Genomic DNA, 20,520 nt, shown 5'->3' with positions numbered 1-20,520 from the left:
GCACACCACCATTGCCTGGAAATTGACTTGAGACAGCCGGCTGTGGATTAATTCAAACCGTCAACCATGTCCCCGTACACCTGTCCACCATGTGTCCGGTCTATACAGCGACGCAAAAGAAAGTTACTTGCCGCCGGGCAACCCCCGGCTTGCTGGCAAGCTACCTCACCTTGAACAACGCGGGAGACAGCAAACATGGATCCCGGATCAAGTCCGGGATGACAGCGTCTCAGGCCGCTTCCTTGTAGAAGTAGTCACGCTGGATGCCGCGCGGCGCCAGCGGCTCGACCGCCTGGTGAATCGCCCCGATGTGCTCCGGCGTGGTGCCGCAGCACCCCCCCACGATGTTGACCAGGCCCTCTTCGGCAAACTCGCGCAGCAGCCGCGAGGTGACGTCGGGGGTTTCGTCGAAACCGGTGTCGCTCATCGGATTGGGCAGGCCGGCATTGGGGTAGCAGCTGATGAAGGTGTCGCCGGCCACACGCGCCAGCTCCTGGATGTAGGGGCGCATCAGCGCCGCACCGAGCGCGCAATTGAGGCCCACGGCCAGCGGCCGCGCATGGCGGATGCTGTGCCAGAAGGCGGTGACGGTCTGTCCGCTCAGGATGCGGCCCGAGGCATCGGTGACCGTGCCGCTGATGATCAGGGGCAGGCGTTCGCCGGAGTTCTCGAAATACTCGTCAATCGCAAACAACGCGGCCTTGGCATTGAGGGTGTCGAAAATGGTCTCGACCAGCAATGCATCGGCGCCGCCTTTGACCAGCGCCTCGGTCTGTTCGTAATAGGCCTTGCGCAGCTCCTCGAAGCTGGTGTTGCGCGCGCCGGGGTCGTTGACGTCGGGGCTGATGCTGGCGGTTTTGGGCGTGGGGCCGAGGGCGCCGACCACAAACCGCGGCTTGTCCGGTGTGGAGAACTTGTCGCAGGCGGCGCGGGCAATGCGCGCGGACTCGACGTTCATCTCGACCGCGAGCTCGGCCATGTCGTAGTCGGCCTGCGCCACGGTGGTGGCGCCGAAGGTGTTGGTTTCGATCATGTCGGCGCCGGCGGCCAGGTAGCCTTCATGGATGTCCTGGATCACGTCGGGGCGCGTCAGGCTCAACAGCTCGTTGTTGCCCTTGACGTCCTTGGGGAAGTCCTTGAAGCGTTCGCCGCGGTACTGCGCCTCGTTCAGCTTGAAGCGCTGGATCATGGTGCCCATCGCCCCGTCGAGGATGGCGATGCGTTGTTCCAGAATGGCGGGCAACTGCTGGCCCCGGGTGTAGATAAGCGGCTTCATGGCTACATTTTAGGTCGACGGCCCTGCAGCTGCCAAACGCGCGGTCCATTCCCCTCCCGGCGAAGCCAGGCGCGCCGCGCCGGCTTTGCCTGACAATAGCGCCTACATCCGATCCCGACCTATGAAACACCTCCAACCCAAAGAAGCCTGGGACTACCTGCAGCAGCACCCCGACGCCCTGTTTGTGGACGTGCGCATGGAAATCGAGTCGCTGTATGTGGGCCGGCCGCCCGGCGTGGTCAACGTGCCCTGGTACGAATACCCCGACCTGCAGCCCGAACCGACCCGGTTCGCCGAAGCGGTCGAGCGCGAGGCCAACGGCAAGGACCAGCCGGTATTGCTGATCTGCCGCTCGGGCCAGCGCACGCTGGCCGCTGGCCAGGCGCTGGAGGCGGCGGGTTTTGCCGAGGTCATCAACGTGGTGCACGGCTTCGAAGGCGAGCTCGACGAGCAGTTCCAGCGCTCCACCCTGAGCGGCTGGCGTTTTGACGACCTGCCCTGGGAGCAGATGTAGCCGCAGTTTTTTGATCAAATCCGGCTCCAGCCCTTGTCCCTGTTTCGTCTGTAGCTCCTTTTTCGATAGCATTTTTACTTTCCTCCGTCTTGTCCCTGCCGCACCCCCCGCCCCCTCTTTCCCCGCTGGACATCCTGGGCCAGGTCTTCGGCTACCCGGATTTTCGCGGCCCGCAGCAGGCCATCGTCGAGCATGTGGTGCGCGGCGGCGATGCGCTGGTGCTGATGCCGACCGGCGGCGGCAAGTCGCTGTGTTACCAGATCCCGGCCATCGTGCGGCAAAACGCCGGCCACGGCGTGACGGTGGTGATTTCGCCGCTGATCGCGCTGATGCACGACCAGGTCGGCGCGCTGCACGAAGCCGGCGTGTCCGCCGCCTTCCTCAACTCCACCCAGACGCAGGAAGAAAGCAGCGCGCTGGAAAAACAGCTGTTGCGCAACGAGCTGACCCTGCTCTACGCTGCGCCCGAGCGCATCAACACGCCGCGCATGAAAGGCCTGCTCGGTTCGCTGCACGAGCGTGGCCTGCTCAGCCTGTTTGCCATCGACGAGGCGCATTGCGTGAGCCAGTGGGGCCACGACTTCCGGCCCGAGTACCGGTCGCTGAGCCTGCTGCATGAAACCTTTCCCGATGTGCCGCGCATCGCGCTGACGGCGACCGCCGACGCGCTGACGCGCCAGGACATGATCGAGCGGCTCAAGCTCGAGGACGCGCGCGAATTTGTCAGCAGCTTCGACCGGCCCAACATCCGCTACACCATCGTCGAGAAAACCGACGCGACGCGCCAGCTGCTGCGTTTCATCGAAAGCGAACACGCGGGCGAGGCCGGCATTGTCTATTGCCAGTCGCGCAAGCGGGTCGAGGAAGTGGCCGGCATGCTGGAAGACGCCGGCCTGAAAGCCATGGCCTACCACGCGGGCCTGGACAGCAGCCTGCGCCAGCAGCGCCAGGACCGCTTCCTGCGCGAGGAGGGCATGGTGATGGTCGCGACCATTGCCTTCGGCATGGGCATCGACAAGCCCGACGTGCGTTTTGTCGCGCACCTGGACATGCCGAAAAACATCGAAGGTTATTACCAGGAGACCGGCCGCGCCGGCCGTGACGGCCTGCCGGCCAATGCCTGGATGACCTACGGCCTGCAGGACGTGGTGAACCAGCGCCGCATGATAGACACCAGCGACGCGTCCAGCGAGGAGTTCAAGCAGGTCATGCGCGGCAAGCTCGATGCGCTGCTGACCCTGGCCGAAGACACGCGTTGCCGGCGCGTCAGCCTGCTCGGTTATTTCGGCGAAGCCAGCCAGCCCTGCGGCAACTGCGACAACTGCCTGAACCCGCCCAAGGTCTGGGACGCGACCGAGGCGGCCCGCAAGATGCTCAGCTGCATCTACCGCGTGCAGCAGGCCAGCGGCATCAGCTTCGGCGCCGGCCACCTGATGGACATCCTGCGCGGCAAGGCCACCGAAAAAGTGCTGCAGCACAGCCACGACCAACTCAGCACCTTCGGCATAGGCGCGGACCTGGCCGAGGTGCAGTGGCGCGGCGTGTTGCGCCAGCTGATTGCCAAGGGCATGGTGCGGGTCGACCCCGACGCTTTCAACACGCTACAGCTGCTGCCCGATGCGCGCCAGGTGCTCAAGGGCGAGGTCAGCGTGATGCTGCGCGAGCAGGCGCTGGGGGGTGCGTCCGACCGGCGCAAGAGCGGCGCCAAAAAAGGCACCAAGACCTCCGTCAAGGGCCTGGCCGAGGCCTCGCTCAACGCCGGCGCGCTGGAGCGCCTGGCCCGGCTCAAGGCCTGGCGCGCCGAGGTGGCGCGCGAGCACAACCTGCCGGCGTTTGTCATCTTCCACGACGCGACCCTGCGTGCGATTGCCGAGCGGGCGCCGCAAAGCACGGCCGAGCTCGAGGGCATCAGCGGCATCGGGGTGAAAAAGCTCGAAGCCTACGGCAGCGAAGTATTGCGCGTTTGCACCACTGAAGCCTGACCGGCGGCCGGCGCCGCGGCTGCGGCAAACCGCCCGTCAAGCCAGTGGTCCCGGCAGTCCATGTCGCCCCGCTCGCCTGCCGGGCTTGCTGCACAATACCGGCCTGTGGGTGCCAAGAGAAAGTTCACTGCCGCGGGAGTGCTGGCCGCCTTTGCCCGGGGGTTGCTGGCCTTGCTCTGCCTGCAATCTGCCTGGCTCACCGGCACCGCGGCGGCTGGCGAGCTGCTGACACTGGACCAGCGCCGCGGCCCGCCCAACATGGTGCCGGCACTGGCGTCCTGGATCGATGCGAACGGCCAGGCATCGGTGGAAAAAGTCGAGGCCGGTGCCAACACCCTCGGATTTGCGCCGGTCCAGAGCGGCCGGCCGTACGAACTTGACACCGGGGCACTCTGGCTGCGTTTCAACGCCGTGGTCCAGGACCCTCAGACGCGCTGGAAGCTGGAACTGCCCCAGCCCGGTGTGGACAAAGTGGCCCTGTATTACCGGGACAGCCTGGGCCGGTGGGTGGTCCAGCAAGCCGGCGACAGCCTGCCCATGAGCGCCTGGCCGCAGCCAGGCCGCTACCCGGTGTTTTCGCTGAGCCACGAGGTCGGGCTGATCGTTCCCTACTACCTTCGCATCGAACACGCCCGTGCCCCCTTTTCCACGCTGCCGCGCATCCTGGGCGACGAACAGCTGGCGACGTCCCGCCAGCTGGAGGATCTGTGGCTGGGTGCCTATTTCGGGCTGGCGGCCCTCGCGACGCTGCTGGCGCTGATCAACGCCATGGCCTACCGCGACTGGGGCTTTGCCACCTATGCCCTGCATGTGGCCACCATCACCGGTGCCCAGGCCGCCGTGACCGGCGTGGCCGGTCTTTACGCGTGGCCGCAGTGGCCGGAACTGAACAACGTGGCCATCGTGCTGCTGCGGCTGGGCGCTGCCGCCTCGGCCCTGCTGTTTGTGCGCACCATTGCCAAACCCAAACGCTTTTCACGCGCGCTGGACTGGTTCATCCTGGCCCTGATCGGGCTGCTGCCAACGATAGCGCTCATCGATGCCGCTTTCCCGACGATCGACAGCTTTGCCCTCATCCACATCCTTCTCGTCGCCGGCATCGCTGTCCTGATGATGGTGGTGGGGGTGTCCCTGTTTGAGGGAGACCGCCATGCCCGCTGGATTGTCCTCGGGTTTTCGCCCGTCTTGCTGGCGGCGCTCTTTCCCATCCTGCGCAACGCAGGCGTGCTCCCGACCGGTTTCATGACCCAGCATGCGCTGATGCTGGGCTCGGCCCTCGAGGCCCCCATCCTGTTTTACGGCCTGTTGCGCCGCGTCACCCAGCGGCGCGAGTCTGAAACGCGGGCCACGGCCTTACCCACGACCGACCCCTTGACCGGACTGGGGACGGCCAGGCTGATGCTCAGCCGGCTGCGCCAGGCCCTGCGCACCGCCGAACGTTACCAGCAGCCCTGCGCGCTGCTGGTGGTCAACCTGAGCAACCTCGCCAGCCTGCAGCAGCAGCACGGCCGCGAGACGGGCGACCGCGCCATGGTGCTGGCGGCCGCATGCATACGCGCTGCCGCCCAGCCCACAGACACGGTGGCGCGGGTCGGCGACAGCTTCTTCGCCTTGTTGATGGAGGGGCCCATGAGCAGCGATTCGGTCATCCAGGTGGCCACCAAAATCCTGGCCAGCGGCCTGCGCCCTTCACGAAAGCTGCCCGAGGCCGACCCCTTGCTGTTTCATATCGCCATCGGCTATGTGGCCGAGTCGGCACGACTGGGCCCGAATCAGGCCCAGCCGAGCCTCGAGCGCATGGTGCAGGCGGTCAAGGACATGAACGACGGCTCACGCAAGGCGATTCGCGTGACCCATCTGTGAATAGCGGGAGAACCAGCGACAAACCACCGTCAATGTTGCGTTGTTTGCTATATATTTTATAGCAGTCGAAGTTTACTGAATGAAGCCCATGCCGCGGGCGTCGCGGACATCGGGCTTGATGCGGTGCTCGGCTTCGAGCTGGCTTAAAAACTCGTCCGCCGTGAACTCGACCGACAAAATATCGGTCTGGCGCTTCACGGCAGCAAAGTCACCCGGACACAGCTGGGTCAGGCGGGCCAGCCGCTCGCGCAGGGCAGCGGTCAGCGCTGCAGCATCGCCGGCCAGCGCTTCCGTGACGAACATCTGCTCGCGCTGCAGCGGCGTCAGCGGCATGAACTTGATCTTGAAGGTAAACCGCCGCAGCGCCGCCTGGTCCAGGCTCTCGAGCAGATTGGTGGTGCAGACAAAAATGCCGCCAAAACGCTCCATGCCCTGCAGCATTTCGTTGACCTCGGTGACCTCGTAGGTGCGCTGCGCGCCGCGCCGGTCCTGCAGGAAGCTGTCGGCTTCGTCGAGCAACAGCACGGCTTTCTCCTGCTCGGCCTCGGCAAACATGGCGGCCATGTTCTGCTCGGTCTCGCCCACGTACTTGCTCATCAGGTCGCTGGCCTGCTTGATGATCAGCGGGCGGTCCAGCGCCTGGGCCATGTGTTCGGCCAGCGCCGTCTTGCCGGTGCCCGGCGCGCCGTAAAAACACAGCGTGCCGTGACCGCGCGCCTTGAGTGCTTCCACGATGCGCGGGACGTCGAAACGCGACTCCACATGGAGCATGGACAGGTCGTAGGTGGTCACGCTGCGCCGTCCGCCGGCGCCCGCCTTGTTGCCCAGCGCCTGGTCGGCGTTTTTGAGCTGGCGCTCGATCAGGGACTCCATCAGTGCCGTGTGGCCGCCGGACCGGATCGCCTCGGTGCCGGCACCCGGGCTGCTTGCCAGCTTGGCAAAACGCACCGCCGTGCGGATCTGCGCCGGCGTCAGTCCCTTGCGGCCGGTCAGCCTGGTCACCAGGGCGTCGCTGACCGGCACCCCCTCGAGCGTCTTGCGCACCAGGATCTCGCGTGCGCCCGGCGGCGGCGACTTGAGTTCCAGGTGGTAGGCAAAGCGGCGCCGGAAGGCCGGGTCGATCTGCTCGATGCGGTTGGTCACCCACAGGGTGGGCACCGTGTTGGACTCCAGAATCTGGTTGACCCAGGCCTTGCCGTTGACCGAAGCGGCCGCCGGGGCCGTCAGTTGCTCGGAGCGCGCCATCAGCTGCGCCGCTTCGCTGGAAAGGGGCGGGAACACATCCTCGACCTCGTCAAACAGCAGGGCGGCATGGGCACTGCCCTTGAGGAACACCTGCGCGATCTGCAGCGAACGGTAGCGGTCACGCCCGCTCAGCGAGTTGCCGTCGCGGTCGGCATATTCAACCTCGAACAGGTCCAGGCCGGCCGCCTGTGCGACCACCTTGGTCAACTCGGTCTTGCCGGTGCCCGGCGGTCCGTACAGCAGCACGTTGACCCCCAGCTCCTTGCCGGCCACGGCATTGCGCAGCAAGGACACCAGCACCTGGACATCTTCCTGCGCAAAGGAAAAATCAGCCAGCCCGAGGCTGCTGCGTTCCACCGGCCGGGTGAACACCGCCATCAACTCGTTCTGGTCGCGGTACTCGCGCATCAGCACGGGCGGCAGTTTTTCGCTGACCTTCATGAGGTCGGCCAGGTCGGTGATGTTGTGCTCGGAAATCAGGTTTTCGACCATGCCGATGCGCTCCAGCCGCGAGCCGGCGCGCAGGGCCTCGGCCACTTCGTTGGCTTTCACGCCGGCCACCTCGGCCAGCGCGGCATAGGCTTCCGGCGCATTGCTGACCTTGAACTCCACCAGCATGGAGCGCAGGTCACGCTGGTAGCGTGCCAGGGTGCCGTACAGCAGCAAGGCACGTTCGGCCTGGTTCAACTGCAGCAGATTGGCCAGGGCGTCGATGTTTTTCTCGACCAGCGTGGACTGCTTTTTCAGCGCGTGGGTCAGCCAGTCGCCGGTGGCCGACAGCACCGCCAGCAGGTCCTTGGGCTGGTCCTTGGCGTATTCGTCAAGGTAAAAGAACAGCGTGCCCTCCTCGTAGGGCCCGCGCCAGGCGCCATGGCGGCTCATGAAGTCGGCATCGCCCAGGGCCTCGTGGCCCTGCCAGAATTCGTTGCCCTTGCAGCGGCGACCCAGGAATTCACGCAGGCGCTGCAGCGCGGGCAAGGGCCACACCAGGTGCCGGCCCGACAGCGACAGAAGGCTGTTCAGGTCGCGCCGCACATTGAACTTGGCGCCCTGCCGGGCCGCCAGCGTCAGCACAAAATGCGAACACATCAGGTCCAGCACCGGCGCCTCTTTCAGGCCGGGAGAAGGCAGCAGCGGACCATGCCTGTCAGCACTACCCGAACGCTTGCTCATTGAGACACCTCCGGCCTGGAAGAAGGCCACAGCAGTTACACATCCACCCTGATGACGTACGTGTAACCATAACGCAGCTTTATGCCCGATGGAAGACGCTAATTGAATACCCCCGTGTGAATTGCGCTACAAAACCGCGCCACAATCGGCACTTCTCCCGGAGGTCTTTCCCCATGCTTGCTTTGACCGATATTGAGGCTGCAGCGCTTCGCCTGCAGGGCCAGCTGCTTGATACACCCTGCGTGGCGTCCAAAACCCTGTCGCAAATCACTGGGGCGGACGTTTTCCTGAAGTTCGAGAACCTGCAGTACACCGCGTCCTTCAAGGAACGCGGCGCCTGTAACAAGCTGGTGCAACTCTCGGCCGAAGACGGCCGCCGCGGCGTGGTGGCCATGAGCGCGGGCAACCACGCCCAGGGCGTGGCCTACCATGCGCAGCGCCTGGGCCTGCGCGCGGTGATCGTGATGCCGCGTTTCACGCCCGGCGTCAAGATCGAGCGCACGCGCGGCTTTGACGCCGAGGTCGTGCTGCACGGCGACACGCTGGAGGAGTCGCGCAGCCACGCCCTCGCCCTGGCCGAACGCGAAGGCCTGGTGTTCATTCACCCCTATGACGACGAAGCCATCATCGCCGGCCAGGGCACGGTGGGCCTGGAGATGCTGCACGCGGTGCCCGACCTGGACACGCTGATCGTGGCCGTCGGCGGTGGTGGCCTGATCGCCGGCATGGCGACGGCCGCCAAGGCGATGCGGCCCGGCATCGAAGTCATCGGTGTGCAGACCTCGCGTTTCCCGGCGATGGTCAATGCCATCAAGGGCACACACTACCCCCAGGGCAGCAGCACGATTGCCGAGGGCATTGCCGTGGGCACGCCCGGCGTGATCCCGCAGGCCATCATTGCGCGTCTGGTGGACGACCTCGTTCTGGTGGATGAAGGCGACATCGAACAGGCCATCGTCATGCTGCTCGAGATCGAAAAAACCCTGGTCGAAGGCGCGGGCGCGGCCGGTCTCGCGGCCTTGCTGAAATACCCAGAGCGTTTCAAGGGGAAAAAAGTCGGCTTGGTGCTGTGCGGCGGCAACATCGATCCCTTGCTGCTGGCGGCCATCATCGAGCGCGGCATGGTGCGCGCCGGCCGGCTGGCGCGCATCCGCGTGAGCGCGCGCGACGTGCCCGGCTCGCTGGCCAGAATCACCGCCACGGTCGCGGATGCCGGCGCCAACATCGACGAGGTGCATCACCAGCGGGCATTCACCATGCTGGCTGCGCAGAACGTCGATATTGAACTGGTGATCCAGACGCGCGGGCGCGCGCACATTGCGCAGGTGCTGGACGTGCTGAAAACCGCCGGCTTTGACGCCGTGGAGCAACAATGATGGCCATCGAAACCCTGCAAGCCGCCCTGCCCGCCTATTTTGCACCGTGGGTACAGGCCCTGGGCCTGCAAGTCGCCTCGTGTGACAGCCAGGGCGTGACCTTGCGCCTGCCGCAGAATCCGCAACTCTCGCGGGTCGGCGGCATGCTCTGCGGTCAGGCCATGATGGCCGCCGCCGACACGGCCATGGTGCTCGCGCTGATCAATCATTTTGGTGCGTTCAAACCCTGCACCACGGTCCAGATGAACAGCAGTTTTCTCAAACCCCTGTCGAACCAGGACGCCCTGGTCGAGGCGCGCGTGATACGCGCCGGCAAGTCGCTGGTTTTTGGGGAGATCGACATCCGCGGTGCAGACGACGGCAAAAGTATCAGCCGCGCCACGACGACCTACGCGCTGCTCTAGTGGCTGCAGCTAGCGCAGGTGTTTGCCCATTTTGGCGGCAAACAGCTGGGGAATACTCACGCTGCGCCGGCCCGGCAGGAGTTCGAAGCGGTCCCCCGCGCTCAGGACGCCTGGCGTGAGGACCGACAGGTAAAAACCGCAAAAGCCGCTCTGCGCCATCAGCCTGGAAGCCCGCGCAAAACCCATGGCCGCATTGAATTTGTAGCAGGGCTCGCGCGGAATGCGCACCTGCAGTTCGCAATGTGGAAATCGCAGCACGTCACCGGCCCACACGTCGTTTTCCGGCAGCCCCTGCAAGGTGAGGTTTTCACCCAGGCTGCCAAAGGGCAGGCTGTCGTCAATCTGGTCCAGGCCCTGTTCGCGGCGCGCAGCCTGCCAGAACGGGTAGTGTTCTGCGGGGTAGGCATACACGGCTTTTTCGAACCCGCCATGCACCGAGAGGTCGGCCTGCTCATCCCCGAGCAGGCCCAGGGGCAACACCGGTACCGGGCCGGCCACGGCCTGCTTGCCCATGGCTGTGAGCACTTGGCGCCCACCCATGCTGACGCGCCGGGCGGCGGCGAGTTGGACGGAGAGCAACTGGTATGAGGGGGACAAGCTCAGTTCCAGCCAATCACGTCGAACCCCTTGTCGGCCAGGCAGCGCTGCACATAGGTGCGGTAGGTGCTGCTGGGCCGGTCGTTGCGGAAAGCGCCCTGAACCGCACCGGCCGAACCCCCAACCGCGGCGCCGCCTGCACCGGCGCGGAGCACCCCTTCCGTGCCGCGGCCGGTGATCAAAGCACCCACAGCGGCGGCCACGCCGCCGGTGGCCGCGCCGACCCCGGCCCCCCGCGCCACCGCGTTGGTGTTTTCGGCGGGCGTCAATCCTGCTGCTGAAGCCCGGGCCATGCAGGCGTCGGCCTCGGCACGGCCCTGCGCGTCGCCCACGCGATGGAGCGTGGCGTTGGGGTACAGGACGGGCCGTGCTGAGGGGCTGGCGGAGCCGGTGCTGGCGCAGCCCGGCAAGACGCCCAGCACCAGCGCAAGGACACAGCCACCGCCCCAACGGGTTAAATCACACTGCATGCTTCATACCTCCGGAGTAGAGCTGCAATAACGCTGCCCGGATGCCGCCGGACGACTGGAGAACGGCTTTCCGTCCGCGATGCGGGCTGCGTCGAATTAAGCGGCTTGCGGCCGTCCGGGCCAAAAAGGTAAAATCGTGCAACTTACTTTCCCCCGTTTGCAGGAACCACCATGTCAAGCCCCGCCGATCGCTCTACCAACGCCGCCCACAGCAGCCCCACGCCCGCCCAGGAACAGGATGCGGTAGAAGCCATTGTGCCGCTGATGCCCCTCGTGCTGCCCGTCGCTGGTGGCGTCTTGATGTTCCTGCTGGCCTTCATCGCCATTTACATGGCTTGAGCCGGTTCGTGGCTAGCGCGCACTATTAAACCTGCGCGCCTGGGAGCACGGGGCGACACCGAAGTTTCCGGCCGATTTTGCTTCACCACGCCAGATCAAGGAAATTGATGCCCATGTTGGTGCTCTCGGAATAACCGCAACCGACATCGCCTCGACTGGACTTATGCGGCTCAGGCCTGAACCGCTCGCCTCCGTGGCAAACGTAACACCCTAACACCTGCCAGCCCAATTCCACTGGGTTTGGGGCCCTTGCATTGGCCCGGCAACGGCCCCCCGGGATCGGCGGCCACTCCGTCGCGGGATCCACGCGATAACGCCCCCTTTGGGCTCATTACGCATTTCATCCGTCCAAGTCACGACTGTCCGAACCTCGTCGCCGCATATGCATAAAGCCATGCGAGTTTTGCATATCTTTTGCCTGTAACGACAAGGTAACCCGTGCCGATGTTCTTAAAATGACATTTCCGGCAGACCCGTCGAGGCCCGAAAAGCATGCCAACAGATAGCTTTTCAACCTTGGCTCCGCAGCACATCCAGACTGTGGCCCGCCGGCAGGCCAGGACGTGGACTTGCCGATCGCAGGCCCTGCCTCCTGTCCGGCAGGTCGAAGCCTTGTGTTGCTCGCCCGCAAGCCTTATTTCGACAAACGCCTCGCGGCCACAGCCCTGCTGTCTCCGTGCCGACGTTTTCCGAAATGACGCTTTTTAACTTTGGAGCTTTCCGATGAACCACCCCGCGATGCAAGGGCTGAACCTGAACACACCCGCTTATGTCAAGAACGCCAGGCTCATTGCCTGGGTGGCCGACATGGTTGCGCTGTGCAAACCGGACAATGTCTACTGGTGCGACGGCAGCGACGCCGAGTACCAGCGCCTGTGCCAGCAACTGGTCGACGCCGGCACCTTCAAAAAACTCAACGAAGCCAAGCGCCCCAACAGCTTCCTGGCCTGTTCCGACCCGAGTGATGTCGCACGCGTGGAAGACCGCACCTACATCTGCTCGGTCAACAAGGAAAACGCCGGCCCGACGAACAACTGGATGGCCCCGGCCGACATGCGCAGCACGCTGCAGCCGCTGTTTGACGGATGCATGAAGGGCCGCACCATGTATGTGGTGCCCTTCAGCATGGGCCCGCTGGGATCGCACATCGCCCACATCGGCATCGAGCTGAGCGACAGCGCCTATGTGGCGGTGAACCAGAAGATCATGACGCGCATGGGCAAGGCCGTGTATGACGTGCTCGGCGTCGACGGCGATTTCGTTCCCTGCGTGCACACCGTCGGCGCGCCGCTGGCCGCAGGCCAGAAGGACGTGAAGTGGCCCTGCAACAAGACCAAGTACATCGTGCATTACCCCGAGACGCGCGAGATCTGGTCCTATGGCTCTGGCTATGGCGGCAACGCCTTGCTGGGCAAGAAGTGTTTTGCGCTGCGCATCGCGTCCAACATGGGCCGCGACGAAGGCTGGCTGGCCGAGCACATGCTGATCCTGGGCGTGACCAACCCACAAGGTAAAAAATACCATGTGGCCGCGGCCTTCCCCTCGGCCTGCGGCAAGACCAATTTCTCCATGCTGGTGCCGCCCGCGGGTTTCGACGGCTGGAAGGTCACCACCATTGGCGACGACATTGCCTGGATCAAGCCCCATGCCGACGGCAAGATGTACGCCATCAACCCCGAAGCCGGCTACTTTGGCGTGGCACCGGGCACCAACATGCTGACCAACCCGAACTGCATGCGCAGCCTGCACCGCGACACCATCTTCACCAACGTCGCGCTGACCGACGACGGTGACGTCTGGTGGGAAGGCATGGAGCAGGACGTGCCCGGCAAGGCGCTGCCGGCTCACCTGATCGACTGGCAGGGCAAGGACTGGACGCCACAGATCGCCAAGGAAACCGGCGCCAAGGCCGCCCACCCGAACTCGCGCTTTACCGTGGCCGCCACCAACAACCCTGCGCTCGACCACGCCTGGGATGACCCCAATGGCGTGCCTATCGACGCCTTCATCTTCGGCGGCCGGCGCTCGACCACCGTGCCGCTGGTGACCGAGGCGCGCAACTGGGTCGAAGGCGTTTATGCCGCCGCGACCATGGGCTCGGAAACCACGGCCGCCATCGTCGGCCAGGTCGGCGTGGTCCGGCGCGATCCGTTTGCCATGCTGCCGTTCACCGGCTACAACATGAGCGACTACTTCCAGCACTGGCTCAACCTGGGCCAGAAGCTCGAAGCCGCCGGCGCGACATTGCCCAGGATCTACACCACCAACTGGTTCCGCAAGGGCGATGACGGCAAGTTTGTCTGGCCCGGCTATGGCGAAAACATGCGTGTGCTGAAGTGGATGATTGACCGCATTGAAGGCGGCGGCCAAGGCACCGAACATATCACCGGCGTGAGCCCCCGCTACGAGGATCTGACCTGGACCGGCCTGGATTTCAGCGCCGACCAGTTCGAGACCGTGATCAACGTCGACAAGGCCGCCTGGCTCAAGGAGCTGGAGCTGCACGCCGAATTGTTCAAGCAACTCGAATATCACCTGCCGAAAGAGCTGGGGGAGACCAAAGCCGCGATCGAGCGCCGTCTGGCGGCCTGACCGGGCACCAGAACCGGGGCGCGGCGCATGATCTGCGTTGCGCCCGTTCAAGTCTGCGGCAAGCCGCCCGGACGCAAAAAAGCCACCTGACAAGGTGGCTTTTTTTTTGGCCCGCCACTAGGGCAGGCCGGATCCAGCGCTTAGATGGAGTTGCGCTGGTAGGCACGCAGTTCCGCGCCACCCAGACGCAGCGCACGCCTGGACAGGCCGACCGGCGCAGCGACCACATCAGCAGTTGCGGATGGCACGGCAAGGGCTTCCATGCTGGACTCGGCGCGCGACATGGCGACCTGCAGGTCGGCCATCACGCGGGGGTCCGCCTTGGCGGCTTCCCACAGCCGGACATCGGCACGCGCCTGAGCAATGGCGCTGGACCAAGCGTCCAGTGCCGTGAGCACACGCGTCGCCAGATGGCGCGCCGTCCCGGCAAACAGGGCGATCACGGAGAAGGCAACCGCCCACATGGCGACCCAGGCCACCAGCAAATGGCCTTCGGCCCAGTTCTCGACAAGCTGGTCGGCCACCACCACCATGGCGGCAACGATGGCTGCCAGCAGCAGGCCCGCCAAGCCCCGGGTGCTGTCAAAGCCTGTGCGCAGTTGGCGCGCCGCACCGACGGCCGACTCAAAGCGGGCCACACCGGGATGTTCGGCGGGATACTGGATGTTGATGAAGCTGCTCATGATGGTTCCCTTGAAGAGTGCCACCACCGATATTGGCTTGGGCACAGGGAGATATTAGGGTTAGTACTCATGTTATTCAACTTTATCTTTATGATGTAAGTTATTCACAACTGTGATAATCAAGTGCTGTCACAAGGAAAACCCGTGAGTTCGCCCAATTTCCGCACCTTGGACCTGAACCTGCTGCGCGTGTTCGACGAGGTCATGGCCGAACGCAGCCTGACGCGGGCGGCCCGCAACCTGTCGCTGACGCAGCCCGCCGTCAGCAATGCACTGCGCCGCCTGCGCGAGACGCTGGGCGACGAGCTGGTGCAGCGCAGCGGCCAGGGCATGGCGCCCACACCGCGCGCACTCGCGATCTGGCCGGCCGTGCGCGAGGCGCTGCAGCAGTTGCAGGAGTCGCTGATTCCCAGCACGTTTGTGCCCGGCGAGGCGCATTCCACGTTTGTGCTGGCCATGGCCGACGCGACGGCCGCCGAGCTGATACCGGGGCTGGTGGACATCCTGGAACACGAGGCACCGGGGGTGTCCATCCGCGTGGTGCCGCTGACAACCCGCGATCCGCGCAAACTCCTTGACGAGGAAACCTGCGATCTGGCGATCGGCTACTTTCCCTCCGTGCTGGCGGACCTGACGGCCCGCGCCCAGAGCGGCGACGTCATGCCTTTTTTACACCAACGGCTGTATGACGGCGAATATGTGTGCGTGATGCGCGCCGGCCACCCGCTGGCCACCGGCCCCTTCACGCTGAACCGGTTTTGCGCGGCGCGCCATATGCTGGTGAGTTTTTCCGGCCGCCCTTACGGATTCATTGACGAGTCGCTGGCGTCGCTGGGCCGCGAACGCAAGGTGGTGCTGACCGTCAACCAGTTCTTCACGGCCGGCCGGGTGGTCGCCAACTCCAACCTGCTCACCGTGCTGCCCCGGCACTTTGTGCGGGTCACAGGCATCGCCGAACAGCTGGTGCTGCGGCCCCTGCCCTTTGATGTGTCGCCGGTGCACGTCGATGCGGTATGGCACCGCCGCTCCCAGCAGCACGGCGCCCATGTCTGGCTGCGCCAGGCCCTGGTGCGCTCCGCCGACAAGGCCTTTTCAGGCTGACGCCGCCGGACGGGGCACCACTCGGCCAGCCCTGGTGGCCACCCGGGTCACCGGCGCAACACTTCGGGACCTGTCAGCGGACCACGCTGAGGTAAGCACGTGCCGCACGGCGCAGTTCCTGGGCCTGCTGCGGGTTGCGGCCGGCCCCGGCTTCCGCGCGTTCCATCAGGTTATGGGCCACGCCGTGAACCGGCGCCACGGCGCGGGCAAAAGGGAGAAAACGGAAAACCTGCGAAAAAAGGGTGTACATGTCCTGGCGCCAGCCGATGGCGAAAAATTGCGATACCCCTACGTTAAGGGTTTTCCCTAGGTCTGCAAGCCCCAAACCGGCCGATAGCCATGCACAAAGCGCATAGTTGACCTGCCAACGGGCATAAGCGGCATCTCCGTCCTCTTGGGGTTCGCGTACGCCCTTCCCGGCTGAAGCCACCCCCAGCCATTGCCAAAACAGGCTTCCTGCACAATCGGCAGGTGAACATCCAGCTTCTGTCCGACCTGCACCTTGAATCCAACCCGCATTTCCTGGCCCAGCCCGTCCCCGGGGCTGACCTGCTGGTGCTGGCCGGCGATATCGGCTCCTACCAGCCGGGCTCGCTGCTGACCGAGCTGCAGGACGGCGACTTCGGACTCGCCCGCTTTTCCCCCCTGCCGGTGGCGCAGGGCGGCGCGGCCTGGCCGACGCCGGTTTTTTTCCTGCCCGGCAACCACGAGTACGACGGGCAGGACTTCGAGGCCACCCATGCGCGCCTGCGCGAGACCTGTGCGCGGCTGGGCCTGGTCTGGCTGGAACGCGAGGCGGTGGAGTGGCAGGGCATCCGTTTTGTCGGCTGCACCTTGTGGACCGACTTTGATGCCCTGACCGCCGCCCAGGCGGCCGACGGCAGCCTGACCACGGGCGAAGTCCTCAAGGCGCGTGACAAGGCCTTTCGCGCCGCCAATTTTTACCTCCAAAAAAACCACGCCTTCCGGGACGGCCAGCCCATGCTGGCCGACGCCGTGCGCGAACTGGGCCTGCAAAGCCAGGCCTGGCTGCGGCAGGCGCTGGCCATCCCCTTTGACGGCCCGACCGTGGTCGTCACGCACTTTGCGCCCAGCCTGCTCAGCGGCGACCCGCGTTATGGCCTGGTGCCCGGCACCGCGGGGTTTTGCAATGCGCTGGACGACCTGCTGGCGCAGGCGCAGCTGTGGCTGCACGGCCACCTGCATTGCCCCAACGACTACGTCAAGAACGGCTGCCGGGTGGTGGCCAATCCGCTGGGTTACGCCCGCAAGGGCGAACAGGACGGATTCAAACCCGATTTGTTGATAAAAATCGGGGCTTAGCCCATATTCGGCGGGCGCAAGCAGCTATATAAACCATAGCAACCTCCTGCCGGCAACTCACGCCCCGGGGCTGCCCAGCGTGAAGAAGAAGCGGGCCCCCGCGCCCCGGGCCGACTCGGCCCAGATCTGCCCGCCATGGCGCGCAATGATGCGCTGGATGTTGGCCAGCCCCACCCCTGCGCCGGGAAATTCCTGTGGCGCGTGCAGGCGCTGGAAACTGCGAAACAGCTTGTCGACATGGGCCATGTCGAAGCCCTCGCCGTTGTCGCTGACCACGTAGACGGCTTGCGTGCCTGTTGCCGGCGCCGGTTGCAGGCCAAAACTGATCTCGGTGTGCGTCTGCCGCGACGTGAATTTCCAGGCATTGCCGAGCAGCTCCTGCATCACCAGCCGCAGCAACATCGCGTCGGCCTGCACCACCAGGCCCTCCTGGATGCGGATGCTGCGCGCGCGCGCGGGCTCTTCCTGCTGCAGGGTGCCCATCACACTGTGCGCAACGGCGCTGAGGTCCACCGCCTGCACGCGCAGCTGCACACGCGACAGGTTGGCCAGCGCCAGCAGGGCTTCCGTCAGTTCGCCGGCCTGCCGCACGCCGACCTTGATGCGGTTGATGTAATGCCTGGCGCGGTCATCCGTCACCAGGCGTTCGAGCAAACCGCTGAAGCCGCCGATCGCAATAAAGGGCTGGCGCAGGTCATGGGCCACCGAGTGGGCAAACTCCTGCAGGTCGCGGTTGGAGGCTTCGAGCTGGGCGGTCCGCCGCCCCACGCGCTGCTCCAGTTCGGCGTTGAGCAGTGCGATGCGCGCTTCCGAACGCTTGCGTGCGGTGATGTCGCGCAAGACAATGTTGGCGCAGGGCGCGTTGTTCGAGTCCAGGAATATCGTCGACGACAGCTCGCATTCGAAGGCCGTTCCGTCGCCGCGCAGCATGCGCAGCTCGCCGCGCATTTTTCCTTCGCGCTGGCGTTCGTCGAGCAGGGCCTGCAACCGTGTGTCGCCCGGGTCCACCAGCCCCTGCCGGCCGCGCTCGCGAAGCTCATCCAAACCCATGCCAAACAGCTCGCAGGCGGCGGCGTTGGCATTGAGCACCTGTCCGTCCGGGCGGGTTTGCAAAATGCATTCCAGGCTGGTTTCAAACAGCTGGCGAAAATGTTCCTCGCTGTTGCGCAGGGCCAGCTGGGCGGTCTGGCGTTCGGTGATGTCCATCAGGGTGCCCGCCATCAGCGCCGGCTGGCGGTTGCCACTCCACGCACAGACACGGCCACGCGACAGCACCCAGACCCAGCGGCCGTCCTTGTGGCGCAGCCGCACCTCGCAGTCAAAATAAGGCGTCCTGCCGGCAAAATGCTGCTTGAGCAGTCCATCGGCGTGGAGCAGGTCCCCGGGATGGGTCAGGGCGCGCCAGGTCTGGATGTTCAGGGGCAGCAGCTCATCGAGCGCATGGCCGGTGATGGCCGCCCAGCGCTCGTCGAAGCGGGTTTCTCCCGTCTGTACATTCCACTCCCAGGTGCCGACATTGGTCCCCTCCACGATGCTGAGCAGGCGCTGCTGCTCGTGCGCCAGGTCCAGCGTCATGCGCTGGGCCACCGACAGCGCACGCGCCCGGCTGCTGCCAAGCAGCCAGATGCACAAGGCCAGCAGCAGGCTCAACAGGACACCGCCCAGCCCCAGCAAGGTCGGCATGGGGCTGGCCGACTCGGCTTCAAATGCGGGTGTGCTGCTGACACGCAAGGTCAAGGTGCGCCCACCGGCCGAGACCGGCCGGGAGGAAGAAAAAAGACGCCGGGTCTCGTGGTTCGGCACGGGGTCACCCCGGTTTGCCGCCAGTTGCCCGTTGCGGTCGTAAACCAGCGTCTGTGCGGTCGGCTGTGCAGCGTCAAATAGCTCGAAATCGGCCTGCCCCTGGGTCGCCTCGGCCGCTCCTTGCAGCACCTCGCTGACCAGCATGGGCGCAAACAGCACACCGACCAGGAGCGCCTGGCGTTGCGCCGGCGTGGTGAGGTCCCCACCCGTGCGGTAAACCGGCAACAGGTACACCCAGCCCGGGTTTTGCTGCTGGTCCTGCACCAGGGTGGTTTTTCGGGTCAAGGTGGGCTCGCCCGTCGCCACGGCACGTTCGATGGCCTCGCGGCGCACCGGCTCTGCACCGGCGTCCAGGCCCAATGCCGCCTGGTTGCGGGCCTGGGGTTCCATGAACTTCACCACATACAGGTCGGATGCAAGGTGGGCGGTCGGCGTGCCGGGCATCGTGCTGACGGCGAAGGCCGGTTCCTCATCGGCACGTTCGGCAGCGACAAAGCGGTCCAGGTCATCCCGCAGGACCCGGGCCATGAAGCCGAACCCGCGCACACCCGGAAAATCGCGCCCCAGCTGGCTGAACTGCACATAGGCGCGAAACTCGGCCCGCTCGACCGAGTTGCTGGCCGCATACACACCGGCGGCGCCGCGCAGCCCACGCAGCGGGGCGTTCAGGCGGTCCTGCACATCGATCTGGACACGGTCTGCCAGCCGGTCGAAACGCTCCCTGGCCTGGCCCTGAACCGTGTTGTTCACCCAGAAAACGCCCCCCCCGGTAAAGAGCAGGCCAAGCAGCAGGGCCAGCCCTGCCATGGCCACCGCAAAGCGCTGGCTTCGGATGGACTGCGAGTCCGAGGATGCCAGCTGGCGCGTCATGACCGGCCCGGCAGCGCTCGTAACGCACAGGCACCCGGGGTAGCCGCGTCGAACGCCGGCGGGACCAGTTTCATGCGCGATGCGAACAGCTTCATGGGTTGGGGCGGGGTTTCCCGCGTCAGCAAGGCATGTTCACGGGGAGAGGCGCAGACGCGAAAAGCCCACAAAATGTAATGCAATTTCGCACTTTCCGGTTGTTTGCGAACGCCTGGCGGGACAGCCGGTTCCCTGCGGCTTTAACGTGCACAAAGCCCCTCGAAGCAGGTGCGAATGACCAATTCAATGATCTCTTCATCACTGTGCTGGCCGCCGGCCCGCAGGAACTCCAGCACCGGGTCGCAAGCCCGGGCGTACAAGGTGTAGAGCACCAGAATCGGCGGAATGCTGGTGCTCAGGGAGCCGTCTTTTTGCGCACGTTCTATCCAGCCGCCAATCTGGTCGCTGATGCGCACCAGCCCGTCGAGGTAGGCCTTGTTGTTCATCAGCGTGGTGCGCAGGCTGGAGTTCTGGTGCGGCAGCGAGGGCATTTCGCCGGCCAGCTGCCGCTGCAGCATCCAGCGCACCATCGCCTTGAGTTGCGCCAGGGGCTGGGCGTCTGCCGGCAAGCTGGCCAGAAAGGCCTGCGCCAGCCCGACCACGCGGACCATGGCCGCCGCCGCCAGGTCTTCCTTGCTGGGGAAGTGCTTGTAAAGACTGGCCTTGGCAATGCCCACATCCGCAGCGACTTCATCCACCGTCATCAGGTCAAAGCCTTTTTCCGCCAGCAGCCGGTTGACCGCCTGCACGATGGCCTCCTCCCGGGCGGCCAGCATTTGCGCCTTGAAAGAAATTTTGGGGCCGCCATGCGCGGCGGATCTGGCCCTGGGGGCCGGCCCGGTCTGAGTGGTGGTAGTCATGCCGACATTTTAG

17 protein-coding genes are annotated in these 20,520 nt (G+C 65.2%); 9 read left to right on the top strand and 8 right to left on the bottom strand.

All coding sequences use genetic code 11. The features are described 5' to 3' along the window. Positions 1–229: 229 nt before the first annotated feature. Positions 230–1,276, bottom strand: coding sequence for a homocysteine S-methyltransferase family protein (locus tag B7G53_RS17525; protein ID WP_096670054.1), 1,047 nt, complete (start codon positions 1,274–1,276; stop codon positions 230–232). 121 nt (positions 1,277–1,397) lie between these two features. Here B7G53_RS17525 and B7G53_RS17520 point away from each other — a divergent pair, with 121 nt between their 5' ends. The 3 genes from B7G53_RS17520 (at position 1,398) to B7G53_RS17510 (ending at position 5,635) form a co-directional block, all read left to right on the top strand. After that, a complete protein-coding gene (locus tag B7G53_RS17520; protein WP_096670052.1) occupies positions 1,398–1,790 on the top strand; it encodes a rhodanese-like domain-containing protein in 393 nt (130 codons plus the stop codon). A gap of 89 nt (positions 1,791–1,879) precedes the next feature. Beyond that, positions 1,880–3,772 carry a DNA helicase RecQ gene (gene recQ, locus B7G53_RS17515; RefSeq protein ID WP_176491392.1) on the top strand — a complete coding sequence of 631 codons (1,893 nt, stop codon included), beginning with the start codon at positions 1,880–1,882 and terminating at the stop codon, positions 3,770–3,772. A 105-nt stretch (positions 3,773–3,877) separates the two neighbouring features. Beyond that, positions 3,878–5,635 carry a sensor domain-containing diguanylate cyclase gene (locus B7G53_RS17510; protein ID WP_176491391.1) on the top strand — a complete coding sequence of 586 codons (1,758 nt, stop codon included), beginning with the start codon at positions 3,878–3,880 and terminating at the stop codon, positions 5,633–5,635. Positions 5,636–5,707: 72 nt separating this feature from the next. On the opposite strand, the gene B7G53_RS17505 is transcribed toward B7G53_RS17510, so the two are convergent. Continuing rightward, complete coding sequence (locus B7G53_RS17505; protein WP_096670048.1) at positions 5,708–8,053, bottom strand: ATP-binding protein; 2,346 nt, start codon at positions 8,051–8,053, stop codon at positions 5,708–5,710. A 173-nt stretch (positions 8,054–8,226) separates the two neighbouring features. On the opposite strand from B7G53_RS17505, the gene B7G53_RS17500 reads away from it, so the two are divergent. Together B7G53_RS17500 and B7G53_RS17495 are read left to right on the top strand one after the other, a co-directional pair. Continuing rightward, positions 8,227–9,429, top strand: coding sequence for a threonine ammonia-lyase (locus B7G53_RS17500; RefSeq protein WP_096670046.1), 1,203 nt, complete (start codon positions 8,227–8,229; stop codon positions 9,427–9,429). Continuing rightward, positions 9,429–9,833, top strand: a complete 405-nt coding sequence (locus B7G53_RS17495) for a PaaI family thioesterase (RefSeq protein WP_096670066.1) — start codon at positions 9,429–9,431, stop codon at positions 9,831–9,833. Before B7G53_RS17500 ends, B7G53_RS17495 begins: the two co-directional genes overlap by 1 nt. 9 nt (positions 9,834–9,842) lie before the next feature. On the opposite strand, the gene B7G53_RS17490 is transcribed toward B7G53_RS17495, so the two are convergent. Then, positions 9,843–10,430 carry an MOSC domain-containing protein gene (locus B7G53_RS17490; RefSeq protein WP_441338995.1) on the bottom strand — a complete coding sequence of 196 codons (588 nt, stop codon included), beginning with the start codon at positions 10,428–10,430 and terminating at the stop codon, positions 9,843–9,845. Between the two features lie 2 nt (positions 10,431–10,432). Continuing rightward, positions 10,433–10,900, bottom strand: coding sequence for a glycine zipper family protein (locus B7G53_RS17485; protein ID WP_096670044.1), 468 nt, complete (start codon positions 10,898–10,900; stop codon positions 10,433–10,435). A 171-nt stretch (positions 10,901–11,071) separates the two neighbouring features. Here B7G53_RS17485 and B7G53_RS22905 point away from each other — a divergent pair, with 171 nt between their 5' ends. Next, complete coding sequence (locus B7G53_RS22905; RefSeq protein ID WP_170954843.1) at positions 11,072–11,239, top strand: hypothetical protein; 168 nt, start codon at positions 11,072–11,074, stop codon at positions 11,237–11,239. 723 nt (positions 11,240–11,962) lie between these two features. Continuing rightward, positions 11,963–13,831, top strand: a complete 1,869-nt coding sequence (locus tag B7G53_RS17480) for a phosphoenolpyruvate carboxykinase (GTP) (protein ID WP_096670042.1) — start codon at positions 11,963–11,965, stop codon at positions 13,829–13,831. A gap of 140 nt (positions 13,832–13,971) precedes the next feature. On the opposite strand, the gene B7G53_RS17475 is transcribed toward B7G53_RS17480, so the two are convergent. Beyond that, positions 13,972–14,514 carry a hypothetical protein gene (locus tag B7G53_RS17475; RefSeq protein WP_096670062.1) on the bottom strand — a complete coding sequence of 181 codons (543 nt, stop codon included), beginning with the start codon at positions 14,512–14,514 and terminating at the stop codon, positions 13,972–13,974. A 144-nt stretch (positions 14,515–14,658) separates the two neighbouring features. Here B7G53_RS17475 and B7G53_RS17470 point away from each other — a divergent pair, with 144 nt between their 5' ends. Beyond that, the gene (locus tag B7G53_RS17470) at positions 14,659–15,615 is read left to right on the top strand and encodes a LysR family transcriptional regulator (RefSeq protein ID WP_096670040.1); all 957 of its coding nucleotides are present in this window, start codon (positions 14,659–14,661) and stop codon (positions 15,613–15,615) included. Between the two features lie 73 nt (positions 15,616–15,688). On the opposite strand, the gene B7G53_RS22900 is transcribed toward B7G53_RS17470, so the two are convergent. Continuing rightward, on the bottom strand, positions 15,689–15,865 hold the full coding sequence (locus tag B7G53_RS22900) for a hypothetical protein (protein WP_176491390.1): 177 nt from the start codon (positions 15,863–15,865) through the stop codon (positions 15,689–15,691). Between the two features lie 221 nt (positions 15,866–16,086). Between B7G53_RS22900 and B7G53_RS17465 the strand changes: the two genes are divergently transcribed. Next, the gene (locus B7G53_RS17465) at positions 16,087–16,938 is read left to right on the top strand and encodes a metallophosphoesterase (RefSeq protein ID WP_096670038.1); all 852 of its coding nucleotides are present in this window, start codon (positions 16,087–16,089) and stop codon (positions 16,936–16,938) included. Positions 16,939–16,995: 57 nt separating this feature from the next. Here B7G53_RS17465 and B7G53_RS17460 read toward each other — a convergent pair whose 3' ends face one another. Beyond that, positions 16,996–19,611 (bottom strand): CHASE domain-containing protein, encoded by a 2,616-nt coding sequence (locus B7G53_RS17460; protein WP_096670036.1) that lies wholly within the window; start codon positions 19,609–19,611, stop codon positions 16,996–16,998. A gap of 236 nt (positions 19,612–19,847) precedes the next feature. Further along, a complete protein-coding gene (locus B7G53_RS17455) occupies positions 19,848–20,423 on the bottom strand; it encodes a TetR/AcrR family transcriptional regulator (protein ID WP_096670034.1) in 576 nt (191 codons plus the stop codon). Positions 20,424–20,520: the final 97 nt, after the last annotated feature.

Source organism: Polaromonas sp. AET17H-212 (genome assembly GCF_002379085.1).
In the GTDB taxonomy this organism is placed as follows: Bacteria; Pseudomonadota; Gammaproteobacteria; order Burkholderiales; family Burkholderiaceae_C; genus Polaromonas.
The sequence above is the reverse complement of the archived record's forward strand: the minus strand, read 5'-3'. Positions and strand labels throughout refer to the sequence as shown.

What these genes read in the sequence shown, in the direction of transcription:
- B7G53_RS17495 (WP_096670066.1), top strand. Translation starts at nt 9,429, where the DNA reads ATGGCCATCGAAACCCTGCAAGCCGCCCTGCCCGCCTATTTTGCACCG.
- B7G53_RS22905 (WP_170954843.1), top strand. Translation starts at nt 11,072, where the DNA reads ATGTCAAGCCCCGCCGATCGCTCTACCAACGCCGCCCACAGCAGCCCC.
- B7G53_RS17475 (WP_096670062.1), bottom strand. Translation starts at nt 14,514, where the DNA reads ATGAGCAGCTTCATCAACATCCAGTATCCCGCCGAACATCCCGGTGTG.
- B7G53_RS17455 (WP_096670034.1), bottom strand. Translation starts at nt 20,423, where the DNA reads ATGCTGGCCGCCCGGGAGGAGGCCATCGTGCAGGCGGTCAACCGGCTG.
- B7G53_RS17505 (WP_096670048.1), bottom strand. Translation starts at nt 8,053, where the DNA reads ATGAGCAAGCGTTCGGGTAGTGCTGACAGGCATGGTCCGCTGCTGCCT.
- B7G53_RS22900 (WP_176491390.1), bottom strand. Translation starts at nt 15,865, where the DNA reads ATGTACACCCTTTTTTCGCAGGTTTTCCGTTTTCTCCCTTTTGCCCGC.
- B7G53_RS17480 (WP_096670042.1), top strand. Translation starts at nt 11,963, where the DNA reads ATGAACCACCCCGCGATGCAAGGGCTGAACCTGAACACACCCGCTTAT.
- B7G53_RS17525 (WP_096670054.1), bottom strand. Translation starts at nt 1,276, where the DNA reads ATGAAGCCGCTTATCTACACCCGGGGCCAGCAGTTGCCCGCCATTCTG.
- B7G53_RS17460 (WP_096670036.1), bottom strand. Translation starts at nt 19,611, where the DNA reads ATGACGCGCCAGCTGGCATCCTCGGACTCGCAGTCCATCCGAAGCCAG.
- B7G53_RS17500 (WP_096670046.1), top strand. Translation starts at nt 8,227, where the DNA reads ATGCTTGCTTTGACCGATATTGAGGCTGCAGCGCTTCGCCTGCAGGGC.
- B7G53_RS17520 (WP_096670052.1), top strand. Translation starts at nt 1,398, where the DNA reads ATGAAACACCTCCAACCCAAAGAAGCCTGGGACTACCTGCAGCAGCAC.
- B7G53_RS17485 (WP_096670044.1), bottom strand. Translation starts at nt 10,900, where the DNA reads ATGCAGTGTGATTTAACCCGTTGGGGCGGTGGCTGTGTCCTTGCGCTG.